This is a genomic window from uncultured Muribaculum sp., from assembly GCF_910583865.1.
Lineage (GTDB): Bacteria > Bacteroidota > Bacteroidia > Bacteroidales > Muribaculaceae > Muribaculum.
The window spans coordinates 50,802-71,677 of the sequence record NZ_CAJTYX010000009.1 but is presented as its reverse complement, the minus strand read 5'-3'; the positions used below and the strand labels follow the sequence as shown (position 1 = coordinate 71,677).

Below are 20,876 nucleotides of genomic sequence, written 5' to 3'. Positions count from 1 at the left end.
ATACAATGAAAGAAATACTCAGCAAACTCATAGAGCACGCACCGCTCTCCCGCGAGGAGGCCCGCCGCGCGCTCCTCGACATAGCCGACGGCAAGTGCAACGACTGCCAGCTGTCGGCATTCATGACCGTCTACATGATGCGCAGCATCACCCTCGACGAGCTTATCGGATTTCGCGACGCCATCGTCGAGCGCCGCCTGCCGGTAGACTTCGAAGGCGTGGACGCAATCGACATCGTAGGCACCGGCGGCGACGGCAAGAACACGTTCAACATCTCCACGGCCACATGCTTCGTGGTGGCCGGCACGGGACGCAAGGTGATAAAGCACGGCAACTACGGCGCAAGCTCCGTGAGCGGCGCGTCGAGCGTGCTGGAGCACCACGGCGTGAAGTTCACCGCCGACACGTCGGTGCTGCGACGCTCGCTCGACGAGTCAGGCGTGTGCTACCTCCATGCGCCGCTCTTCAGCCCGGCCCTCAAGAGCGTGGCCGTCGCACGCCGCCAACTCGGCATACGCACGTTCTTCAACATGCTCGGCCCGCTGGTCAACCCCACGCGCCCGCGCCACCAGCTCCTTGGGGTGTACTCCCTGAAGATGATGCGCCTCTACCATTACATCGCACAGCGGGAGGGGATCGAGTGCACGGTGGTGCATTCGCTCGACGGCTACGACGAGATTTCGCTCACGTCGCCATTCAAGGTGGCCTCGGCGCAGGGCGAGCGTGTCTACACACCGGCGGAACTTGGATTCGGCACGGCGGCTCAGAGCGAGCTGTGGGGAGGCGACACCGTGGAGCGCGCGGCAAAGATATTCGACGACGTGCTCGACGGAAGAGGCACCCGGGCGCAGACCGACTGCGTCATAGCCAACGCCGCCTTTGCCATCCACACCCTTGAGCCGCAAACATCCCTGACCGAGGCGATAGCCCTGGCGCACGAGTCGGTGGAGTCGGGACGCACACGCAAATGTTTCGATAAATTCCTTGAAATCAACAGACAATGACCATACTCGACAAGATAGTCGCGGCAAAGCGCCGCGAGACCGACGCGCTAAGGGAGTGCGGCTACTACCGTGCCCTCGACGCCATGGATGCCCCGCAAGACGTTCCCTCCATGGCCGCCGCGCTGAGAAAGAGCGCCAAGGGTATCATAGCGGAGTTCAAGCGCCGCAGCCCTTCCAAAGGGCTGATCAACGGCAACGCCGACGTGGAACAGACCGTAGGTGGATATGCCGGTGCTGGAGCCGCCGCATGCAGCGTGCTCACCGACACGGCCTTCTTCGGAGGCTCGTGCGCCGACCTTGTCCGTGCTCGCGTGGCGGCCCGTGAGTGCTCGCTGCCGCTGCTGCGCAAGGAGTTCGTGGTGGTGCCGGAACAGCTTGCCGAGGCCAGGGTGCTCGGCGCGTCGGCGGTTCTGCTCATCGCTTCGGTGCTCGACGGCGCCGAACTTGCCTCGCTATGCTCGTGCGCCAGCTCGCTCGGACTGGAGACGCTGGTCGAGGTGCACACGCTCTCCGAACTTGACAAGACCGCCGGATGCGGCGCCGACATGGTAGGCGTCAACAGCCGCGACCTCGCCGACATGTCGACCGACGTGGAGCGCGCCATGCACCTCGGCGAGGAGGTGGCGCGCCGCGCGGGGGATGCTGTCGTGATAGCCGAAAGCGGCATAACGAGCATGGCCGACGTGGAGCGCCTGCGCGGATGCGGCTACCGGGGATTCCTTATCGGCGAGCGGTTCATGCACGAGGATGACCCCGCCGAAGCCCTCCGCGCATTCCTGAACAATGATAAAAAAATGGAATCATGAGAAATGACAAGCTGCCGCTGCACGCCGAGATGATGATAAAGGTGTGCGGCATGAAAGAGCCAGACAACATACGCAACGTGGCGGCACTGACACCGATGATGATGGGATTCATCTTCTACCCCGGCTCTCCGCGCTACGCGGGCGGTCTCGACCCCGATGTGGTACGCTCGCTCCCGGAGCATGTGCGCCCCGTAGGTGTTTTCGTCGACGCCACTGTCGATGAGGTGCTGTCGGTGTGCGACCGCTACGGAATCCGCATAGCGCAGCTACACGGCGACGAATCGCCGGAGACGTGCCGCAGGCTGAGAGAGGCCGGGATGACAGTGTTCAAGGCCGTGGGGATAGCCGACGAAACGTACATGAAGAGACTGGAAGGATATGCCGGAAGCGTCGACATGTTCGTGTTCGACACAAAGAGCGAAGCCAGAGGGGGCACGGGGCGCAAGTTCGACCACTCGCTCCTCGACGGGTACGCGCTCGACATCCCTTACCTGCTCGGGGGAGGCATCGGACCTGACGATGTCGACGCGATAGTGGCCGCGATGCGCCCCGGCATGGCCGGAATCGACATAAACTCGCGCTTCGAGGTTGCGCCCGGGGTGAAGAACCTCCGCACACTTATAAAATTCATACTTTCACTACGATCACTAAACGAATATGAACCGAATTACACGCCTTTTTGGGAAAAATAAGAAAAACCTCCTCTCTGTATTCGCCACCGCAGGATTTCCACACCTCGACTCCACCGGCGAGGTGCTACGCGCCCTCAGCGACGCAGGTATCGACATGGTAGAGGTCGGCGTACCCTTCTCCGACCCGATGGCCGACGGTCCTGTCATACAAGAAAGTTCCTCCGTGGCGTTGCGCGAGGGTATGACGCTCGCCACCCTTCTCCGGCAGGTGAAGGATGTGCGTCCGTCGCTGCGCGACGACATGCCCTTGGTGCTGATGGGTTATCTCAACCCTATGATGCGATACGGCATCGAGCGGCTGTTTGCCGACTGCAAGGAGGCCGGAATCGACGCGCTCATCGTGCCCGACCTTCCGTTTGACGAGTACATGTCGGAGTTCCGACCGCTTTGCGTGGAACATGACCTGCCCATGATAATGCTCATCACCCCGGAGACGGAGGAGAAGCGCATACGGCAGATCGACAGCTCATGCGACGGATTCATCTACATGGTGTCTAGCGCATCGACCACCGGCACGCGCGACAGCTTCTCGCCGGAGCAGGAGCGCTATTTCCGCGACATAGCGGGGATGGGGCTTGCGCACCCGCGCATGATCGGGTTCGGCGTCAGCAACCCCGCCACCCTGCGCATGGCCTGCGGGCATGCGTCGGGGGCGATAGTGGGATCGCTGTTCATAAAGTGCCTGGCTGCCGAGGACTCACCCCGTGCCGCCGTCAGCCGCCTTCTCGCCACCCTCGGCTTATAGCAGCGCATGGAGACAATATCGTATATTGAAAAATCGCACGGGCGAGGGTCATTCGCGGACGCGGAGTATGCGGCCGGAGCGGTCGAGGAGATAGGTGCGCGGGGTGCGCGGCAGATAGTATGTGCCTTCATCCTCTATCGGGCTGTCGGTGCGTGCGGTTATCCACCATGAGGGTATGTCACCGGCGGTGCGTCGCCACAGCTCAGTGTCGTCGTAGGGGTAGAGCGCCATGACGGCCATCGTGCCGGAATCGACGGCGTCACGTAGCAGGGTGTCAGCACCCAACAAGTCGATGAGCACGTGGCAGTCGCCGCAATCGGGGTCGTAAAGCACTACGAGCGTGCTGTCGTGTGCGGCGACAAGCGAGAGCAGCGTCGACGACGTGCCGTTGAGCGACGTATATGAGAAATCGGCGGCAATGTCGCCCGGACGGTTGCGGTCCATGTCGGAGAGCTGCGCGGCATAGCGCTCGCGCATGGCCGGATCAATCGAGGATGACTGCGCGAGCCATTTCAGGAACATTATATATGCGCCTTCGCTGTAGGAGGGAGAGTCGGTGGCATTCAGATTTGCCTCGGCCACCCAAGAAAGAAGGTCGAGGGCAAGGGAGTCGGCGGATGCCCGGCGAAGCAACGTGTCGACGGCGGCTGCGCGCACGCTGTCGGAGGATGCCTGCCGAAGCATCCCGGCGAAGCGGAGGAACCCCCGCTCGATGAAAGCGGTGTCGCGGCTTCCCGATGCGGGGTCGGCGAAGTCGAGAGCGTCCCAGAAGCGCACGAGCACGTAGTCGGTGCTGTCGGCACTGCCCGGCAATAGTTCCGGCACATTGGGCTGCGGAAGCTCGCGCGACGATATGGCGGCGTGGGGGGCATCGCCGGCTTTGGCGAACGCGTAGACAATCGCCATCGCGGCGGCGATGCACGCGACGATGAATATGTGTCGTCTCATGGTTTCTATTTCACCACATTATAGCCGGCTTCGGCAAGCCCACGGCGGATTATCTCGATATGCTCGCGATTTCGCGTCTCCATCACGAGGCGCAGCGTGCAGCTGGCGATGGGGGTGTCGGTGGATATGCGCTCGTGGGTCACGGAGATGATGTTGCCGCCAAGCTCGCCAACCACCTTGCTCACATGGGCGAGCACGCCGGGGTTGTCGCTGAGATCGATTGTCACGGCATACTGGCGTCCGCTCTTGATGAGGCCTCGGTTGATCACGCGGCTAAGCATGTTGACGTCGATGTTGCCGCCAGAGACCAGGCACACCACCTTCTTCCCCTTGACGGGCACCTTGTCGAACATGGCGGCGGCGACGGCCACGGCTCCCGCACCCTCGGCCACGAGCTTCTCCTGCTCCATCATGGCGAGGATGGCGGCGGCAATCTCGTCGTCGGTGACGGTGACAATATCGTCCACATACTCGCGGCACAGCTCGAAGGTGTGCTCGCCCGGCTCTTTCACCGCGATACCGTCGGCCACGGTCGACACCGACGGCAGGGTGATGCGCTCGCCCCCGGCCATGGACTTCACCATGCTCGGCGCGCCGGTGGCCTGCACGCCGTAGATCTTCACCTTGGGATTGATGGATTTTATGGCGAACGCCACGCCGGAAATCAGTCCGCCACCGCCCACAGGCACTATCACGGCCTCCACGTCGGGCAGGTCGTCGATGATCTCAAGGCCTATCGTGCCCTGTCCGGCTATCACGAGAGGATCGTCGAATGGGTGGACGAACGTGTAGCCGTGCTCGTCGCGCAGGCGCAGGGCCTCGGCGTAGGCATCGTCGTAGACTCCCGGCACGAGGCGCACCTCAGCGCCGTATTTCTTGGTGGCCTCGACCTTGGAGATCGGCGCACCCTCCGGAAGGCATATGATCGACTTTATGCCGTTGGCCCTCGCCCCGAGAGCCACGCCCTGGGCATGGTTGCCTGCCGAACAGGCTATCACGCCATGGGATTTCTCCTCCTCGGAGAGCTGCGATATCTTGTAGTAGGCACCGCGCAACTTGAACGAGCCGGTGTGCTGGAGGCATTCCGGCTTGAGGTAGATGGTGCATTCGGGATTGATTTTCGGAGCATGGATCAGCTCGGTGCGGCGCACCACGCTTTTGAGCACGTGGGCCGCGCGATATACATCGGTCAATTGAAGTACTGTCGACATAGTAAGAGTGTTTTATGTCACCCGGGGAGTCGTGGCGCCGATGCATCGGCATCCCGGCAAGCCACGCCCGTGAGGTAACGCGATGCAAATGTAGCAAATTTTGGCTTTCTGTGGAGGAATTGCCACAGAGTTTTAACCGGATTTTCTTGAATATTGGCCCGCAATCCACTAACTTTGCGGCTGCAAATCATATAATCAAGAAGAAGATGAAAAAGTTAGAAAGTCTCGTCGCACAAAAGTTGTTAAAGATCAGCGCGATAAAACTTCAGCCAGACATGCCTTTCACATGGGCTTCGGGATGGAGTTCGCCGATATACACCGACAACCGCAAGACGCTCTCCTATCCGGAGCTACGAACTTTCTTGAAGGTGGAACTCTGCCGGATCATCCAGGAGAACTTTCCCCGCCCCGACGCTATCGCCGGAGTGGCCACCGGAGCCATCGCCATGGGCGCCCTTATCGCCGACGAGCTCGGCCTGCCATACGTGTACGTGCGCTCCTCACCCAAGGACCACGGCCTTGAGAACCTGATCGAGGGCAACCTGAAGCCCGGACAGAAAGTGGTGGTGATCGAGGACCTCATATCTACCGGCGGCAGCTCGCTCAAGGCCGTAGAAGCCATCCGCAACGCCGGGTGCGAGGTTGTAGGCATGGCCGCCATGTTCACCTACGGCTTCCCCGTGTCGGTAAAGCGCTTCAACGAAGCCGGCGTAAAACTCATAACCCTGAGCAACTACAACGCCATGCTCGAAGCCGCCGTAGAGACCGACTACATCCGCCCGGAACACCTCGAAACCCTCAAGGAGTGGCGCAAGGATCCCGCCGCATGGAATCCCCACACCCCCGCCGCCGAGTAAGCGGACTACCCTTTCGATATCGAAGCAACATTGCAATGACATCATATACAAGCCAGCCGAAAGAGGTCGATATGGCCGCTTCGGCAATCTATGCCCGTATAAGTGACTTCTCCAAGTTCGAGGACCTCGTGGCCAAGCTGCCGGAAGAGGTGCGCTCGCAACTCGGCGACGTGAAGTTCACAGCCGACACCATAGTGATACCCCACAACATGCTCGGCCAGATCACCCTGCGCGTCAGCGAACGTGTACCCGACAAGCGCATCGCCCTGAAGGCAGAGAACGCACCCGTGCCCATGTTCATGGCCATCAACCTCGACGCAAAGGCCCCCGAGCTTACCGAGGTGCAGACGGCCATCGACGTGGACATACCCGCGATGCTCAAGCCCATGATCGGGCCTAAGATCGAGCCTATGCTGCGCCAGTCGGCTGACAAGTTCGGCGAGATGATCGCCAATATCGTCAAAATCTGATATATACATCCATACCTTATCCACCTGTTCTGTCTATGGCATCAAAACTCTGGGAGAAAAACATCACGGTAAACACCGATGTAGAGGTCTACACCGTGGGTCGCGACCGCGAGATGGACATGTACCTTGCCCGCTTCGACGTGCTCGGCTCGCTGGCCCACATCACCATGCTTGAATCGGTAGGACTGCTTACCGCCGACGAGCTGAAGGCCCTCACCGACGAGCTGCGCGACATATATTCAGTGATCGAGCGCGGTGAATTCGTGATCGAGCCTGACGTGGAGGACGTGCACTCGCAGGTGGAACTGATGCTCACACGCCGCCTTGGCGACACCGGGAAAAAAATCCACTCCGGGCGCTCGCGCAACGACCAGGTGCTCGTCGACCTCAAGCTCTTCATGCGCCAGCGCATCGAGGACGTTACCCGCGCCGTGGCGTCGCTGTTCGCCACCCTGCTCGACCAGAGCGAGCGCTACAAGGAGGTGCTGATGCCGGGCTACACCCACCTGCAGGTGGCTATGCCATCGTCGTTCGGACTATGGTTCGGCGCATATGCCGAATCGCTTGTCGACGACCTCACCGTGCTCCAGGCGGCATACCGGGTGGCCGACCGCAATCCCCTCGGATCGGCGGCGGGATATGGCTCGTCGTTCCCGCTCGACCGCTCGATGACCACGCGCCTGCTCGGCTTCGGGTCGATGAACTACAACGCCGTCTATGCCCAGATGGGGCGCGGCAAGACGGAACGCATCGTGGCGCAGGCCCTCGGCTCGATAGCCGCCACGGTGGGGAAGCTCGCCTATGACGCATGCCTGTTCAACTCGCAGAACTTCGGATTCATCAAGCTCCCGGACCAATATACCACCGGTTCGTCGATAATGCCCCACAAGAAGAATCCGGACGTATTCGAGCTTACGCGCGCCAAGTGCAACAAAATCCAGGCGCTTCCATACGAGATCACCCTCATCACCAACAACCTACCGTCGGGCTACTTCCGAGACCTACAACTCGTGAAGGAGAATTTCCTCCCGGCCTTCGACTCGCTCATCGACATCCTGACGATGGTCGACCGGATGGTGGCGGAGATAAAGGTGAACCGCGACATACTCGACGACCCGCGCTACGACCTGATGTTCTCGGTCGAGGAGGTAAACCGCCTCGTAGCCGGGGGGATGCCGTTCCGCGACGCCTACAAGAAGGTGGGCCTCGACATCGAGAACGGCAACTTCGTCCCGTGCAAGAGCGTGCACCACACCCATGAAGGCTCGATAGGCAATCTGTGCAACGACCGCCTGCGCGCTATGTTCGACAAGACCCTCGACGCTTTCGGGTTCGACGCATGCCACAATGCTTTCGCCGCCCTGCTCGGACGCAACGATTAACACGCCGCCTGAGCCGCAACCCCATCCACCGCAACCATGACTAACGTAATAAAAACCATACTCACCGCCATACTGTGCGCCTGCGCGCTCGGTGCCTGCCACGACACCGTCGACAGCGAGCGCATACCGTTCGCGCCGGTGCATGTCGACCTTTCGGGCACGGGCACGTGGGACACTTACGGCGTTCACGGGTTCGGACAAGGGCGTATATTCCTCCGCACCGGCAGCAGTGCCGACCAACAGCCGCGCAACTTCCATTACAACGACCTTTCGGCCACCGGATTCGGGGGGCTTCTGCTCGTGGCCGACCTTGAGAACCAGCCTCTGCTCTACGACCTTGCATGTCCCGTGGAGCGCAAACAGACGGTGCGCGTGTCCTATGACCGCGACACCCAGATAGCCACCTGCCCGCAATGCGGTTCGCGCTACAACGTCTGCGAGCATTTCGGCTCGCCGGTGTCAGGGCCGGCCTTCGACCGCAAATGGGGTCTCAAGCGCTACACCGCGCATCCCGCCGCCATGGGCGGCTACATCCTCGCCAACTGACCCAATATCGGCATCTAATCCAACTGTTTTTGGAGGTTTGTCGGATGTATTTATGAGATGAAAATCGTAAAATTTGCATCAATAAAACAAAACCCGATAGCTTGATTGCTCAGGGGCTACCGGGATTCAACACTGTAAAAGTAGTGCTTTTGTCTGAGTTAAACAAATTTTGGGTTCAAAAAGTTGTTAAGCCAATGAATTATACCGATTTTGAAGATGCCATTTCGTCCGAAAGGATGTCGCGATACGTCACGGCATGCAATGGCGACACCCGAAAGGCAATGACGCTCTACCGTTACAATCTCCAAGTTTCACAGGAGATGTTTACGATGGTCAGTTGTTTTGAGGTAACGCTACGCAATCGGATTGACAGGCATATGCAGTCGCAGTTTGGAGCAGATTGGCTAAGAGAATCGGTTGTAAACAATGGCATATTCACTTTGCCTATACTTTCCAAGACCCGCGACATTATATTCCATGCATACCGAAAGTTGAATCGAGGCAATCTTTATACGCATCCCAAACTGCTCGCCGAAATGGAATTTGGGATTTGGAAATATATGTTTTCGCCCATACAATATGCTCAAGCAGGGCGAAACCTGTTGCAGATATTTCCAAACAAGCCTCGCTCATCGGCACAACAGCAATACAATCAACGGTATGTATTTAACGAGTTGGATAAAATCAATTCGTTGCGTAACCGCATCGCACACCACGAACCAATCTGTTTCTCCGCACAGACCGCTCAAGTTGACACTGCATATATAATCACAATTTATTCCAAGATTTGCAACATGTTCGCCTGGATGGGTGTTGACAGTCATTCGCTCCTCTATGGTCTCGACCACGTTCAGCAAGTCTGCAGTAAAATCAACCGATTATGAAGATAATAGTAATAGCCCTATTTTCCGTAGCACTTTGTCTTTTGAACTTGGTAGCATGCTCAAAAAACAAAATTGAAAAAGACGTATGCAATATGGGATATTACTTTAATCATTCCGAAGAAATAGAAGAATCCGATAATCAAAACAGCGATATGTCAATAGATAAGGTTAAATTGACCCGAAGAATCACTGATGAGCTTAATGAGGAAATCGGTGTGCCTACAATTTTTATTAATCCGAACAAACGCAAGAAGATTTCTTTAACAAGCAGCAAATTCGGAGGAATGCCTTATTGGGATTCCTCGTTGCCTTATCCCACGGATAAAAACGGGGATAAACTGAAACTTCTCGCTCAGTTCAATCTAAATGAAATTTCGGAAGCCTGCAAAGGTGAAGTCGGGCTACTTCCTAAAGAGGGAATCCTCCAGTTCTTTATTTTGTCAGGCAGCAATTACTCTTACGGCTCTGATTATGAAAATTACACCAATGACGACCATTTCCGTGTAATCTATCATCCAACAATCAATCCAAATATTACAGTGGAGGATGTCCAGAATCTACATATTCCAATAGCCTCTGTATCTACAAATGATTACGAACCCATATCCGGAGAAATCGCACTTGATTTCAGTATCAGAAAAACAGCCTCCCCTCATTATGGCAATTTCAAGGACGAATTTATAGAAAAGGTTGCATTATATGGCTGGAAAATAGAAAATAAACCGGATTATGATATATGTAATTGTTTGGAGAACGAAATTGGATACGAGCTGGACGATTATGGCTGTCATGAGGAAAATTGCTTATTAGGATATCCTGTATATACCCAATTAGGCGATCCGCGTTTTGACTATACACAATACGCACAATATGATACGCAATTATTCCAAATGGTAAGTTATAACGAAGAAGGAACTAAATTTATGGCGATTTGGGGCGACATGGGTATAGCTCACTTTTTCATAAATCATAAAAAACTGATGGAAAAAGACTTTTCCGATATTATGTATTATTGGGATTGTACCTAATGCACATTAGGCTTTCTACCACATAGAATGTATACAGCCGATAAAGACAATATGAATCGCTACTATCCAATTTTCATTTTTCTTGCCATTTTGATATTTGGTGGGTGTGATCCCAAAAATACGACAAAAACGCAAGATTCGGTCGCAGTTGACAGCATACAGGTTGTGAGTGATAACTTTTTATTGTTTCGAAATTTAGGCGTTTACTCGGATAGTCTTATTTTCGTTGATACCATTCCCAATGCTTTCTCTCAAAAAGGAATATATTTAGATAGTCTGCAAATTCAGCAACTCTTAGCGGACAAGATTCCCAATATGGCATGCCTTTCATATTCCTCGATTCGTTTATTTTCCGTTAAGGAACTATCAGATAGCCTATACTTGGGAGTCTATGTTTACGAGTATTCAGATATAGAGGATATTTATATGGCTATATATAAAGACACAGTAATTACCGATGTATTAAAGCTCCCTATTCAAGAACATTCGGACATAAAAGATGTAATTGATGATATTGAGTACATTGATTATTTTGAAAGTTCTGTTATATTTACTGATAATATCCACTTTACTATTACAGAACTTTCAGCTACAAAAGGCTGGAATGATGACGAAGAGTGTGTTTTTGATACTTCTTTGAAGAAAGAAACATTTTATTCAATCTCAGCAAACGGACAAATCCATAAGGAAGATGTTGTAAAAACACAATCATGTTCAAGTTAACCATATCTTTTCGTTACACATAAACCAAACTCTTCCCGATTATGAAGAAATTACGCTCTTTTGTTCGTCCTGAGCCTTTCATTCGTCTTGAAATCACTGAAGATGAATATATATATATACCTGTCCTGATTGTCCTCCCGAGTATGTAGGAGGCGGCATAAGAAAAATGTTAGAGGATTTACGAGAAAATATCAGATTGCAAGGTGTGATTTTGTCCGACATGCGCACAGCTTCAGTCCGAAAAAATCACCCTGCGGGCTGACGCCTTAGATACTCACGCTCGGAAAAGTACAAGCAAGCTTGTCCTTTTCTCTCGACTTATTCGTATCTTTGCGGCTCTGAATCAGAAAAACGGCAATATTCCCCGCAACAGACAAGAATGAGCAACAGCAATTCCGAACACACCACCACCATACGCGTAGGTCAGATAGAGATACATCCCGACAACAACGGGCGCCGGCCCGACATGGACGCACTGCCGGTGCTTGCCACGCGCAATCTCGTGCTATTCCCCGGCGTACCGATGCCAATCAACATAGAGCGCGAGGTGACGCTCTCGACGGCGCGCCTCGCCCAGGAGACGGGTACTCCAGTAGGGGTGTTCTGCCAGCTCGACCCTTCCGATGACAATCCCGACCTCAGCCGTCTGAACCCCTACGGCGTGGTTGCACAGGTACTGAAGGTGTTCGACCTGCCCGACGGGTCGCACGCCGCATTTCTCGCCGCCGCCGACCGCGCCCGTATCACGGGCCCGGCATCAGGCGAAGCCAACGCGGCCTTCCCCATGCGCTGCTCGGCTGAGATCGAGCGCGACGTTAAGCCGCGCAAGAACGACCGCGCGTTTGCCGACACCATGTCGGCCATACAGGAGATGCTGCAGCTGCTGCGGTCGCACTACGACAGCCTGCAGGAGTCGCTCATGATACAGATACCCGACGACGCCGACCCGCGAGTAGTGCTCAACTTCCTGTGCACGCAGCTTCCGGTGGCCATGCCGGCCAAGATGCGCATGATCGCCGAGAGCAAGCTCAAGGAGCGTGCGCAGATACTCCTCGAAGCCCTTGCCGAGCGCGAACAGATGATGCAGGTAACCGAGAAAATCAAGTCGAACGCCAAGGCCAACTTCGAGCAGCAGCAGCGTCGGGCCTTCCTCCAGAACCAGCTTGCCGCCGTAAAGCAGGAACTCTACGGCGACGAAGAGGAGGACATCGCGGCACTGCGCCAGCGCGCACAGGACACGAAATTCACCGAGGTAGCAGCGAAGCATTTCGACCATGAGCTGGAGAAACTGACCCGCCTCAACCAACAATCGCCGGAATACAACGTGCAATATTCCTATCTGGAGACCCTCCTGGCGCTCCCGTGGGGTACAGCCAGCGAGCTTCAGACCGACTTCGCCCACGCCACGCGCGTGCTCGACCGCGCCCACTACGGGCTGCGCAAGGTGAAGGAGCGCGTGCTCGAGCAGATAGCCGTCATGATCAACAACCCTTCGGGCAAATCGCCCATACTCTGCCTCGTAGGCCCTCCCGGAGTGGGCAAGACCTCGCTCGGCGCCGCTATAGCCGAGGCGTTGGGGCGCAAGTATGAGCGCGTGTCGCTCGGCGGCCTGCACGACGAGGCGGAGATACGCGGCCACCGTCGCACATATATAGGCGCGATGCCCGGACGCATCATGGAGGCCATGAGGCGCGCAGGCACCGTCAACCCCGTGCTGCTCCTCGACGAGGTGGACAAGATAGGCAGCGACTTCAAGGGCGACCCATCGGCCGCGCTGCTCGAAGTGCTCGACCCGGAGCAGAACTGCCGCTTCCACGACAACTACATCGACGTGGACTACGACCTTTCGAAGGTGCTCTTCATAGCTACAGCCAATACCCTCTCCACCCTGTCGCAGCCGCTCATCGACCGAATGGAGGTGATCGAGCTGTCGGGCTACCTTCTTGAGGAGAAGGTGGAGATAGCACGCGGCCACATACTGCCGCGCCTTCTCGCCGAATACAATGTCGACGGCAGGCAGCTGTCGCTGTCGCGCGAGGCGATAGCCGCAGTGATCGACCGTTACACCGGCGAAAGCGGCGTGCGCCAGCTCGAAAAGGAGCTGGCGGCAATAGTTCGCAAGTCGATACTCAACAAACTGCAGCGCAATAAATTCCCGTCGCGCATATCACCGGCCCACCTCGACGCCATACTGGGAGTGCCGCGCTTCACACGCGAGCGCTACGAGGGGAACGACTTCGCCGGAGTGGTCACCGGCCTTGCGTGGACAGCCGCCGGCGGTGAGATACTATTCATCGAGGCGGCGCTGACGCGCTCGAAGGGTGAGAAACTGACCCTCACCGGGAATCTCGGCAACGTGATGAAAGAGTCGGCGGCCATAGCCCTGCAGTATGTCAAGGCGCATGCCTCCGACTACGGTATCGAACCGGCGCTGTTCGACTCCTACCAGCTGCACCTCCACGTGCCTGAAGGCGCCATCCCCAAGGATGGCCCGTCGGCCGGCATCACCATGGCCACCGCCATAGTGTCGGCGTTCACGCAGCGCCGCATAGCCCCGCGCCTTGCCATGACCGGCGAAATCACCCTGCGCGGCAAGGTTATGCCCGTAGGCGGCATAAAGGAGAAGATACTCGCGGCCAAACGTGCCGGAATCACCGACATCATCCTCTCGGAGGAGAACCGCAAGGATATCGCCGACATCGAACCGCAATACCTCGAAGGGCTCAACTTCCACCACGTCAATACGGTGAAAGAGGTGTTCGACATCGCCCTGCTGCCGGAGCTTGTACCAGACGCGCTCACCCTCAAGGCCGAGGAGACACCCGCGCATCCGTGACACTTTTCACAAACGGCGCCTGAGAAGCCAAAGTAGCAGCACGGCAAGAGCCGATGCGGCAAAGGCGATGCGACGCCAAAGAGAAAGTGACGGTGATGAGCCGTCCGACGCCGGAACCCCAACAGGGAGAGATACGGTGTCGATGCGCTCCACACGTAGAGTGTCGCGGACAGTGGCCGTGCGATAGACTGTGCGCAGGCGCGTATGGTAGACGGTATCGCCCCTCGGCTCGGTGGCCACGCTGTCGATCACCACGAGCGTGTCGGTGCGCTCGACGGCGCTGCGGATGCTGTCGGTGTGCGACGACGGGAGATAGATGGCGCGGGTGCATGCCGCCGCGCCGATGATCGCGGCCATGGCCGCGAGGCAGACAGTGCATTTCATAGCTGAATTTGCAAGAGATTATGGAGATTGCAAGAGGTTGCGGGGATTGCGGATGCACCGGGGGTGCATCCCTACGTTTTATTACGTACATTATTTTCATCATGCCATGGTGGCATTGCGGCGCAGGAGGTAAGCGCGGAATGTGTCGAGGAGGTCGCGGAGCGCCAGGAGCTGTCCCTGCTGCTGGCTCTGATATAGCGAGGCCGAAGTGAGGCCGGAGGGCATCTGTCCGCGCAGTGCGTCGCCCACGCCGCTCACCTCGCGCATGAGGCGCAACTGAGTGTCGAGCATCTCGCGCGTGCCCACGGTGTTGACGGCTGTCATCACCTGCTGCGGGCCGGGCACTCCCGGCTCCGGACGGTAGACCACTATCCCGTCAGGCTCACGCAGCTTCTCGGCCACCATGGCGGCCGGCATCTGCGACGAGAACTGGTTTTCGGGGAAGAGCACCACACCCTTTGCGGCCTGCGAGAGCATGCGGTCGTTGAGGGTCATGAGCCAGTTGATGTTGTGCTGCTGGTCGATGATATCCTCCACGAAGGAGTGCACCTCGCCGTCGATCATCGGGTAGAAACATAGCGCATAGGGGTGGCGCGAGGCGGTGACAGTGTCGAGCACGCGGCCATCCGTAGTCATGAACCGGCACACCCAACGCGCATCGACACACAGCCGCCACTGCAACGCCGGCTCGCCACGTCGCTCACGCTTCCGGTTGGAGGCGCGCAGCCGCTTCTCGGCATCGGCATCGACGAGCGACAGCGAGCCGTCGGCGGGGTCGTGGACGCGGAGCATGCGGCGGCATTCCCGGCTCCACACCTCGAACACACGCAGCGTGGCCGCGCGTCCCGACGAGTCGAAGGTGAGATTGTCGTCGGCGCTCTCGCCCGTGCGCGGCAAAATGGCGTCGGGCGACGTGTCGGCGGCCATACGGCGGAAAGCGGAGCGGAGCATCTGCATGCGCCCGGCGTCGCCGTGGGAGAAGCGTTCGACGAGTGCCGACAGCGATAGGTCGTGAAGCTCGCCCATCAGCTCGGCGCCGGATCCGTCGGGAGCCGTGAGGCGGTCGATGAAGAAACGAGCCGGACTGACCATGCGCAACGGGGCTGCTCCCGGGCGGAGGGGAATGCGCTGTATGGCGCAGCCCGAGATGAGGAATTCCTGGAAGGTCGAGGCGTCGGTCTCGACAGTGTCGGCAAGGGGAGTACCCGCGCCCACGGAGTCGCGGAAACATCCTGTGATAGTCTTGACGAGCTGCCGGATGATGTTGTTGGTGACGGGCGAGTATCCGTTTTCGATGAGATAATCGCGTTCGGTGCGCACTACTCCGTTGTCGAACAGGCATGGGTCGAGCCATTGCCTGCCGAAAGTGTAGCGCTTGTAGCGGAGACGGCGCGAGCGCAACGTGGCTCCCGACTCCCAGGCCGCGCGTGCGCGCGACAATACAGTGTCATTCATAGTCAGTTTTTGAGGATAAAGGGCATTAGGGACAATAAGGACTAATTAGACCAATAAGACTAATTGGACTAAGCCTATTATCAGAGGAGGAGAGGGATGGTGGAGAGGGCGCGGGAGTGGAGGCGGTAGAGGCCGGGGGTGTCAAGGATGGCGAGACACGAGAGCGGGCGCAGGGATTTCCGCGTTGTGGGCGGAGGGGAACATACGCGGACGGTGCGTCCATCGACTACCGCCACGGGGACACGATGGTCGGAGCGCTGTCGACCCGAAAGCTGCAACGATGCGCCGGGGAGCGTGGCGTCGGGGATTATGAGCGCGGGGGCGCTCCATCCGGGCATCATAAGGGACACGAGGCGCACGGCCTCGTCGGGAAGCGTGAACCAGCCGGTGCCGTCGGAAAGGATATCGACCTCGACGTCGGCGGAAATATCTACAGGGGCAAGCATGTCGAGCGTGGCGTCGCGCAGGAGAGCGTCGTACCAGGCCTGCATGCGTGCCTGCAAATGCGCGTCGAGGTCGATGCCGTCGCAGCGTGTGATGACACATCCGTCGTTGACGGCCTCGGGGAAGGCGCGCAACCGCCAGGCCGACATCATTTCTTCAAGGGTAAGGGTCAGGATTGGCATAAGATAACAGGATAAAGACAATAGGGAGATTAAAGAGAATATGGACAATAAGGAGGATAAGGAGATTAGGGAGATTAAGGGCATTAAGGACTTTAGGGAGAGCATCGGATGGAGGATTTCTCCCTAAAGTCCTTCCTCAGGTTTTCAAGCCTTGGCGCCGATCAGGCGCATATGCGCCTCGGGATAGCGGAGCACGAGGCAGGAGGCCTCGGTGAGAACCACAGCGTCGGAATTTCGCTGGCCGCTGCGCTTGAGGTCGAGCCGGAGTGCCGAGAAGGGTATGTGGGTGTACTTCTGAAGATACTCCGGATCGATGATCATACCGTCGCTTTCGTGGCCGCAGAGGTCGAAAGTCTCGCTATGCACCACATAGAGTGTGCCGAAATTCGATGATATCACCTTGAGGTTCAATCCCCAGTGGACTTCCGTCTCCACAGATCCCACTTGCTTGACGGTCGAGTCCTTGGATGGGCTGACAAGATTTTTCACGCACTTCGAGCCCCCGATAAGCACCTTCCGGGCAGAGCCACCATGGCCGGTGAACGCCTGACGGCACATCTCGATGAAATCCAGACCGGTAAGAGAGGCAGGCATGATGAACTCGCGGGCAGCCTGGTCCCATATGCCACGGGTGAAATAGGTATTGCCGTCGGGTCCGGCCATCTTCTTGCGCGAACCAAAAAGGAAATTGCGTTCCATCCCCATGCGCATGTCGATGATCGCGGCCTCCTGCTGGTCGGTAAACGACATGTCGGCCTTCTTCAGCCCGGCGGCAAGAAGCGCACCGTTTTCCACCTGTGCCTTGAAGATCTGGCAGAAATTATGGTCGGGCTTCGGCACGAATGTCGTCTGCGGGGTCTGCACATCGAGCTCGGCGGCGGCACGTCCCATGCGCACCACAGTGCTTACCCCCTCGGTGTCGGCAGGCAGGGCATACTCCTTATCAGGCCCGATGTAGACAGCAGTGAGGGCTCGTCCCTCAGCGGCGGTCACGTAGAACGTGTGCGGCTTGCCCCCTGCGAGCGCTCCTGTAAGGAGCACCGTATCGGTACGCGAAAACGCCTTTCCATCGAGCTTGTTCTTGAAACTGATAGTGAACTCATTGTTTTCGGCATCCGCTATCTGCGACACCTCCGACGATGACGGGCGGTTGTCGACCGAAAAATACTGCACCTCCATCGATGCCGTGGTCCGCGGACGCGCCGAGCGCGAAATCTGGTCGACGGGCGTAGCCATAGGCCTTATTTTCAATATGCGGCGGTCGATGTCGGGAAGCATGAATCCGTTGTCGATGGTTTCCACTTCCGCCACTGTGAGCGGACGGTCGAGCACATGCTCGGCATGGGTTGTTGATGCTGTTTCCATAAAAAAGAGATTAAGAGGTTATAAAACTGTTGGATAAAAGTGTGTTTTCCAAGTATCGGAAAAAGATTGAAAAAGATTAAAAAGTCGGCTTCCGATTGTAATTTTGCAACAACCGCAGGCATGCTGCGGATGCTAATCCCACACGGAGTAGGATTCGGGCAGAAAGAACGGGTCGGGGATGACGGGCGCGCCATGCTGTCCATCGGGATAAGGCTCTTCGCCCATGTCCGGTGTGGCAAGTTCGGCGACTGCCCTCTCATTTAGCCCATTAAGATAGCCTTTCCTGTAGTCGTTCTCTATAGATTCGTTAGGTGGCGGCTGGGGTGCATTGTCCATAGTCAATCAAGTTAAAGGGTAAATAAACATAGTTGTCGAGATGTCGGAGTCACCACATTATCGGTTTCCGACATTGCAAAGATATGTCAATATTTTAAACCCTCCAAATATTTCGCCAACTATTTTTACAATATTTTTGTTGTCAATTTACATCCGACTAATTTTGAATACATTAGAGCCACAAAAATACGCTCGGCAAAATCAAACAAATTTGATTTTGCACCCGACTTATTCATATCTATCGGTTTCGAATTCTCGCGATTTATATGTAAATTTGTGAAAACAACCTTAACACTCTACGACATGAACGTAACGGACAGATTCCTACAATACGTGAAGTTCGACACACAGAGCGACGAACTCACCAACCTCTGGCCCTCCACCCCCGGGCAGATGATATTCGCGCAGTATCTTGAAGAAGAACTGAAGAAGATGGGTCTCACCGAAGTAACCCTCGACGACAACGGCTACCTGATGGCCACCCTCCCGGCCAACACGTCGAAACCGGTGCCGACGGTAGGCTTCATCGCCCATCTCGACACATCGCCCGACATGAGCGGACGCCACGTCAATCCGCGCATCATCAAGGATTACGACGGACAGCCCATCACGCTCAACGAGGGACTCGGCATAGTGCTCAGCCCGCGCGAATTCCCGGAACTTGACCACTACAAGGGGCAGGCGCTTATAGTGACCGACGGCACCACGCTGCTCGGCGCCGACGACAAGGCCGGCATAGCCGAGATAATCACCGCCGTGGCCTATCTCCAGGCCCATCCGGAGATCGAGCACGGCAAGATACGCATAGCCTTCAATCCCGACGAGGAGATAGGCCAGGGCGCGCATAAATTCGACGTGGAGAAGTTCGGGGCCGACTGGGCCTACACGATGGACGGCGGCGAGATCGGCGAGCTTGAGTATGAGAACTTCAACGCCGCCGTGGCCAAGGTGACATTCACAGGCCGCAACGTACATCCGGGCTACGCCAAGCACAAGATGATCAACTCGCAGCGCATAGCCAACCAGTTCATGTCGATGCTTCCTCGCTGGGAGACCCCCGAGCATACCGAAGGCTACGAGGGATTCTACCACCTGATATCCACCGAGGGCAACGTGGAAAAGACCGTCATCACATATATAATACGCGACCACGACCGCGACCGCTTCGAGCGCCGCAAGAAAGAGCTTGAACATCTGGTGAGGAAGATCAACAGCGAATTCCCCAACTGCGCGGTGATCGAGATCAAGGACCAGTACTACAACATGCGCGAGAAAATCGAGCCGGTGAAGTATGTGGTAGACATCGCCGAGGAAGCCATGCGCAACGTAGGCGTGACGCCGGTGGTGGTGCCCATACGCGGAGGCACGGACGGCGCGCAGCTGTCCTTCAAAGGTCTCCCATGCCCCAACATCTTCGCCGGAGGACTCAACTTCCACGGTCGCTATGAGTTCGTGCCCATCCACTCGATGGAGAAGGCCACCGAGGTGATCGTGGAGATAGCGCGCCTTGTGGCCAACCGCTGACCCCACTTCCGGCATGGACGAAAAGCCGCTGCTCGTGGTTGTGACCGGGCCTACAGGCTCCGGTAAGACCGCATTGGCCATTGAGCTGGCGCAGAAGCTCGGATGCGACATAATATCGGCCGACTCGCGCCAGCTCTACCGCGACATACCTATAGGGACCGCCGCCCCCACCCCGGAGGAGCTGGGAGCGGCCACCCACCACTTCGTGGGCACACTTGCACTCAACGAATACTACAGCGCGGCACGCTACGAGGAGGACGTGATGGCCCTGCTCCCTGGGCTGCTGCGGCGCGACGGATGCGCCGTCATGTGCGGTGGCTCGATGATGTATGTCGACGCCGTGTGCCACGGCATCGATGACCTGCCCACAGTGTCCGACGAAGTGCGCGCCTCCACGCTCTCCCTCTATGAGCGCGAAGGTATAGAAGGGCTGCGCGCCACGCTGCGCAACCTCGACCCGGACTATCTCGCCGGAGCCGACCTGTCGAACCATCGGCGCCTGATCCATGCCATAGAGATCAGCATCGAGGCCGGAGTGCCCTACTCCTCGCTCAGGAAGGGGGCGATCAAGGAACGCCCGTTCCGCACGGTGAAGATGATGATCGACCACCCCAGGGAGGAACTTTTCAACCGTATAAACCGGAGAGTCGACCGCATGATGGCCGAGGGGCTTGAGGAGGAGGCGCGACGCGTCTACCCGCTCAGGCATCTGAACTCGCTCAACACGGTGGGATTCAAGGAGATGTTCGCATGGTTCGACGGGACGATGGACCGCGACACCGCAGTGGCGCGTATCGGCAAGAACACCCGCGTCTATGCCAAGAAACAGCTCACATGGCTCAAGCGCGACACCGGTGTGGCACGCCTCGACCCGTCCGCCCCGCTGCTTCCCCAGGCTCTCGGAATTGTGAATATTGTAATATAGCTACAAAGTTTAAGGAATATTTAATCCGCAGATTTGTGGATATTGGGAAAATTACGCAATTTTGCATAAGATAATCGTATATATCCAACACACTATTACGACTAACAACAATTCAAGCATAATTATCAC

At 57.0% G+C, this 20,876-nt stretch carries 21 protein-coding genes; 14 read left to right on the top strand and 7 right to left on the bottom strand.

The window, feature by feature from the left end:
• Positions 1–5: 5 nt before the first annotated feature.
• The 4 genes from trpD to trpA are packed head-to-tail and all read left to right on the top strand — an operon-like array spanning position 6 to position 3,247.
• Positions 6–1,004, top strand: coding sequence for an anthranilate phosphoribosyltransferase (gene trpD, locus QZ303_RS03535; protein WP_295729178.1), 999 nt, complete (start codon positions 6–8; stop codon positions 1,002–1,004).
• The gene (locus tag QZ303_RS03530; RefSeq protein WP_295729175.1) at positions 1,001–1,810 is read left to right on the top strand and encodes an indole-3-glycerol-phosphate synthase; all 810 of its coding nucleotides are present in this window, start codon (positions 1,001–1,003) and stop codon (positions 1,808–1,810) included. The genes trpD and QZ303_RS03530 overlap by 4 nt, the downstream gene beginning before the upstream one ends.
• Positions 1,807–2,502: a phosphoribosylanthranilate isomerase gene (locus QZ303_RS03525; RefSeq protein WP_295729173.1), complete on the top strand. Its 696-nt coding sequence runs from the start codon at positions 1,807–1,809 to the stop codon at positions 2,500–2,502. Before QZ303_RS03530 ends, QZ303_RS03525 begins: the two co-directional genes overlap by 4 nt.
• A complete protein-coding gene (gene trpA / locus QZ303_RS03520) occupies positions 2,468–3,247 on the top strand; it encodes a tryptophan synthase subunit alpha (RefSeq protein ID WP_295729170.1) in 780 nt (259 codons plus the stop codon). The genes QZ303_RS03525 and trpA overlap by 35 nt, the downstream gene beginning before the upstream one ends.
• Before the next feature lie 48 nt (positions 3,248–3,295).
• On the opposite strand, the gene QZ303_RS03515 is transcribed toward trpA, so the two are convergent.
• Complete coding sequence (locus tag QZ303_RS03515; protein ID WP_295729166.1) at positions 3,296–4,195, bottom strand: DUF5106 domain-containing protein; 900 nt, start codon at positions 4,193–4,195, stop codon at positions 3,296–3,298.
• A gap of 5 nt (positions 4,196–4,200) precedes the next feature.
• Entirely contained in the window at positions 4,201–5,406 is a 1,206-nt protein-coding gene (gene ilvA / locus QZ303_RS03510) for a threonine ammonia-lyase (protein ID WP_295729163.1), read from the bottom strand.
• A 206-nt stretch (positions 5,407–5,612) separates the two neighbouring features.
• Between ilvA and pyrE the strand changes: the two genes are divergently transcribed.
• The 8 genes from pyrE to lon all read left to right on the top strand — a co-directional run bounded on the left by pyrE (position 5,613) and on the right by lon (position 14,132).
• Positions 5,613–6,263 (top strand): orotate phosphoribosyltransferase, encoded by a 651-nt coding sequence (gene pyrE, locus QZ303_RS03505; RefSeq protein ID WP_295729160.1) that lies wholly within the window; start codon positions 5,613–5,615, stop codon positions 6,261–6,263.
• 35 nt (positions 6,264–6,298) lie between these two features.
• The gene (locus QZ303_RS03500; protein ID WP_295729157.1) at positions 6,299–6,733 is read left to right on the top strand and encodes a hypothetical protein; all 435 of its coding nucleotides are present in this window, start codon (positions 6,299–6,301) and stop codon (positions 6,731–6,733) included.
• 35 nt (positions 6,734–6,768) lie between these two features.
• Entirely contained in the window at positions 6,769–8,115 is a 1,347-nt protein-coding gene (gene argH / locus QZ303_RS03495; protein ID WP_295729154.1) for an argininosuccinate lyase, read from the top strand.
• 36 nt (positions 8,116–8,151) lie between these two features.
• Complete coding sequence (locus tag QZ303_RS03490) at positions 8,152–8,661, top strand: hypothetical protein (RefSeq protein WP_295729151.1); 510 nt, start codon at positions 8,152–8,154, stop codon at positions 8,659–8,661.
• A 194-nt stretch (positions 8,662–8,855) separates the two neighbouring features.
• Positions 8,856–9,545 (top strand): Abi family protein, encoded by a 690-nt coding sequence (locus QZ303_RS03485; protein ID WP_295729148.1) that lies wholly within the window; start codon positions 8,856–8,858, stop codon positions 9,543–9,545.
• Positions 9,542–10,573: a YwqG family protein gene (locus QZ303_RS03480; RefSeq protein WP_295729145.1), complete on the top strand. Its 1,032-nt coding sequence runs from the start codon at positions 9,542–9,544 to the stop codon at positions 10,571–10,573. Before QZ303_RS03485 ends, QZ303_RS03480 begins: the two co-directional genes overlap by 4 nt.
• Positions 10,574–10,624: 51 nt before the next feature.
• Positions 10,625–11,296 carry a hypothetical protein gene (locus QZ303_RS03475; protein WP_295729142.1) on the top strand — a complete coding sequence of 224 codons (672 nt, stop codon included), beginning with the start codon at positions 10,625–10,627 and terminating at the stop codon, positions 11,294–11,296.
• A gap of 379 nt (positions 11,297–11,675) precedes the next feature.
• Positions 11,676–14,132: an endopeptidase La gene (gene lon, locus QZ303_RS03470; RefSeq protein ID WP_295729139.1), complete on the top strand. Its 2,457-nt coding sequence runs from the start codon at positions 11,676–11,678 to the stop codon at positions 14,130–14,132.
• Between the two features lie 6 nt (positions 14,133–14,138).
• Here lon and QZ303_RS03465 read toward each other — a convergent pair whose 3' ends face one another.
• The 5 genes from QZ303_RS03465 to QZ303_RS03445 form a co-directional block, all read right to left on the bottom strand.
• Complete coding sequence (locus QZ303_RS03465) at positions 14,139–14,516, bottom strand: hypothetical protein (RefSeq protein WP_295729136.1); 378 nt, start codon at positions 14,514–14,516, stop codon at positions 14,139–14,141.
• A 99-nt stretch (positions 14,517–14,615) separates the two neighbouring features.
• The gene (locus tag QZ303_RS03460) at positions 14,616–15,971 is read right to left on the bottom strand and encodes a hypothetical protein (RefSeq protein WP_295729133.1); all 1,356 of its coding nucleotides are present in this window, start codon (positions 15,969–15,971) and stop codon (positions 14,616–14,618) included.
• Positions 15,972–16,051: 80 nt separating this feature from the next.
• On the bottom strand, positions 16,052–16,597 hold the full coding sequence (locus QZ303_RS03455) for a hypothetical protein (protein ID WP_295729130.1): 546 nt from the start codon (positions 16,595–16,597) through the stop codon (positions 16,052–16,054).
• Between the two features lie 144 nt (positions 16,598–16,741).
• Positions 16,742–17,962 (bottom strand): DUF5309 family protein, encoded by a 1,221-nt coding sequence (locus tag QZ303_RS03450; protein ID WP_295729127.1) that lies wholly within the window; start codon positions 17,960–17,962, stop codon positions 16,742–16,744.
• Positions 17,963–18,094: 132 nt separating this feature from the next.
• Positions 18,095–18,298 carry a hypothetical protein gene (locus tag QZ303_RS03445; protein ID WP_295729124.1) on the bottom strand — a complete coding sequence of 68 codons (204 nt, stop codon included), beginning with the start codon at positions 18,296–18,298 and terminating at the stop codon, positions 18,095–18,097.
• A 303-nt stretch (positions 18,299–18,601) separates the two neighbouring features.
• Between QZ303_RS03445 and pepT the strand changes: the two genes are divergently transcribed.
• Complete coding sequence (pepT, locus tag QZ303_RS03440; RefSeq protein ID WP_295729200.1) at positions 18,602–19,822, top strand: peptidase T; 1,221 nt, start codon at positions 18,602–18,604, stop codon at positions 19,820–19,822.
• A 13-nt stretch (positions 19,823–19,835) separates the two neighbouring features.
• Entirely contained in the window at positions 19,836–20,747 is a 912-nt protein-coding gene (gene miaA / locus QZ303_RS03435; protein WP_295729121.1) for a tRNA (adenosine(37)-N6)-dimethylallyltransferase MiaA, read from the top strand.
• The last annotated feature ends 129 nt before the right edge of the window (positions 20,748–20,876 follow it).

What these genes read in the sequence shown, in the direction of transcription:
- QZ303_RS03490 (WP_295729151.1), top strand. Translation starts at nt 8,152, where the DNA reads ATGACTAACGTAATAAAAACCATACTCACCGCCATACTGTGCGCCTGC.
- QZ303_RS03530 (WP_295729175.1), top strand. Translation starts at nt 1,001, where the DNA reads ATGACCATACTCGACAAGATAGTCGCGGCAAAGCGCCGCGAGACCGAC.
- QZ303_RS03450 (WP_295729127.1), bottom strand. Translation starts at nt 17,962, where the DNA reads ATGGAAACAGCATCAACAACCCATGCCGAGCATGTGCTCGACCGTCCG.
- QZ303_RS03445 (WP_295729124.1), bottom strand. Translation starts at nt 18,298, where the DNA reads ATGGACAATGCACCCCAGCCGCCACCTAACGAATCTATAGAGAACGAC.
- QZ303_RS03485 (WP_295729148.1), top strand. Translation starts at nt 8,856, where the DNA reads ATGAATTATACCGATTTTGAAGATGCCATTTCGTCCGAAAGGATGTCG.
- lon (WP_295729139.1), top strand. Translation starts at nt 11,676, where the DNA reads ATGAGCAACAGCAATTCCGAACACACCACCACCATACGCGTAGGTCAG.
- QZ303_RS03480 (WP_295729145.1), top strand. Translation starts at nt 9,542, where the DNA reads ATGAAGATAATAGTAATAGCCCTATTTTCCGTAGCACTTTGTCTTTTG.
- QZ303_RS03465 (WP_295729136.1), bottom strand. Translation starts at nt 14,516, where the DNA reads ATGAAATGCACTGTCTGCCTCGCGGCCATGGCCGCGATCATCGGCGCG.
- trpD (WP_295729178.1), top strand. Translation starts at nt 6, where the DNA reads ATGAAAGAAATACTCAGCAAACTCATAGAGCACGCACCGCTCTCCCGC.
- QZ303_RS03515 (WP_295729166.1), bottom strand. Translation starts at nt 4,195, where the DNA reads ATGAGACGACACATATTCATCGTCGCGTGCATCGCCGCCGCGATGGCG.
- pyrE (WP_295729160.1), top strand. Translation starts at nt 5,613, where the DNA reads ATGAAAAAGTTAGAAAGTCTCGTCGCACAAAAGTTGTTAAAGATCAGC.
- QZ303_RS03475 (WP_295729142.1), top strand. Translation starts at nt 10,625, where the DNA reads ATGAATCGCTACTATCCAATTTTCATTTTTCTTGCCATTTTGATATTT.
- QZ303_RS03525 (WP_295729173.1), top strand. Translation starts at nt 1,807, where the DNA reads ATGAGAAATGACAAGCTGCCGCTGCACGCCGAGATGATGATAAAGGTG.
- QZ303_RS03455 (WP_295729130.1), bottom strand. Translation starts at nt 16,597, where the DNA reads ATGCCAATCCTGACCCTTACCCTTGAAGAAATGATGTCGGCCTGGCGG.
- QZ303_RS03460 (WP_295729133.1), bottom strand. Translation starts at nt 15,971, where the DNA reads ATGAATGACACTGTATTGTCGCGCGCACGCGCGGCCTGGGAGTCGGGA.
- QZ303_RS03500 (WP_295729157.1), top strand. Translation starts at nt 6,299, where the DNA reads ATGACATCATATACAAGCCAGCCGAAAGAGGTCGATATGGCCGCTTCG.
- pepT (WP_295729200.1), top strand. Translation starts at nt 18,602, where the DNA reads ATGAACGTAACGGACAGATTCCTACAATACGTGAAGTTCGACACACAG.
- miaA (WP_295729121.1), top strand. Translation starts at nt 19,836, where the DNA reads ATGGACGAAAAGCCGCTGCTCGTGGTTGTGACCGGGCCTACAGGCTCC.
- argH (WP_295729154.1), top strand. Translation starts at nt 6,769, where the DNA reads ATGGCATCAAAACTCTGGGAGAAAAACATCACGGTAAACACCGATGTA.
- ilvA (WP_295729163.1), bottom strand. Translation starts at nt 5,406, where the DNA reads ATGTCGACAGTACTTCAATTGACCGATGTATATCGCGCGGCCCACGTG.
- trpA (WP_295729170.1), top strand. Translation starts at nt 2,468, where the DNA reads ATGAACCGAATTACACGCCTTTTTGGGAAAAATAAGAAAAACCTCCTC.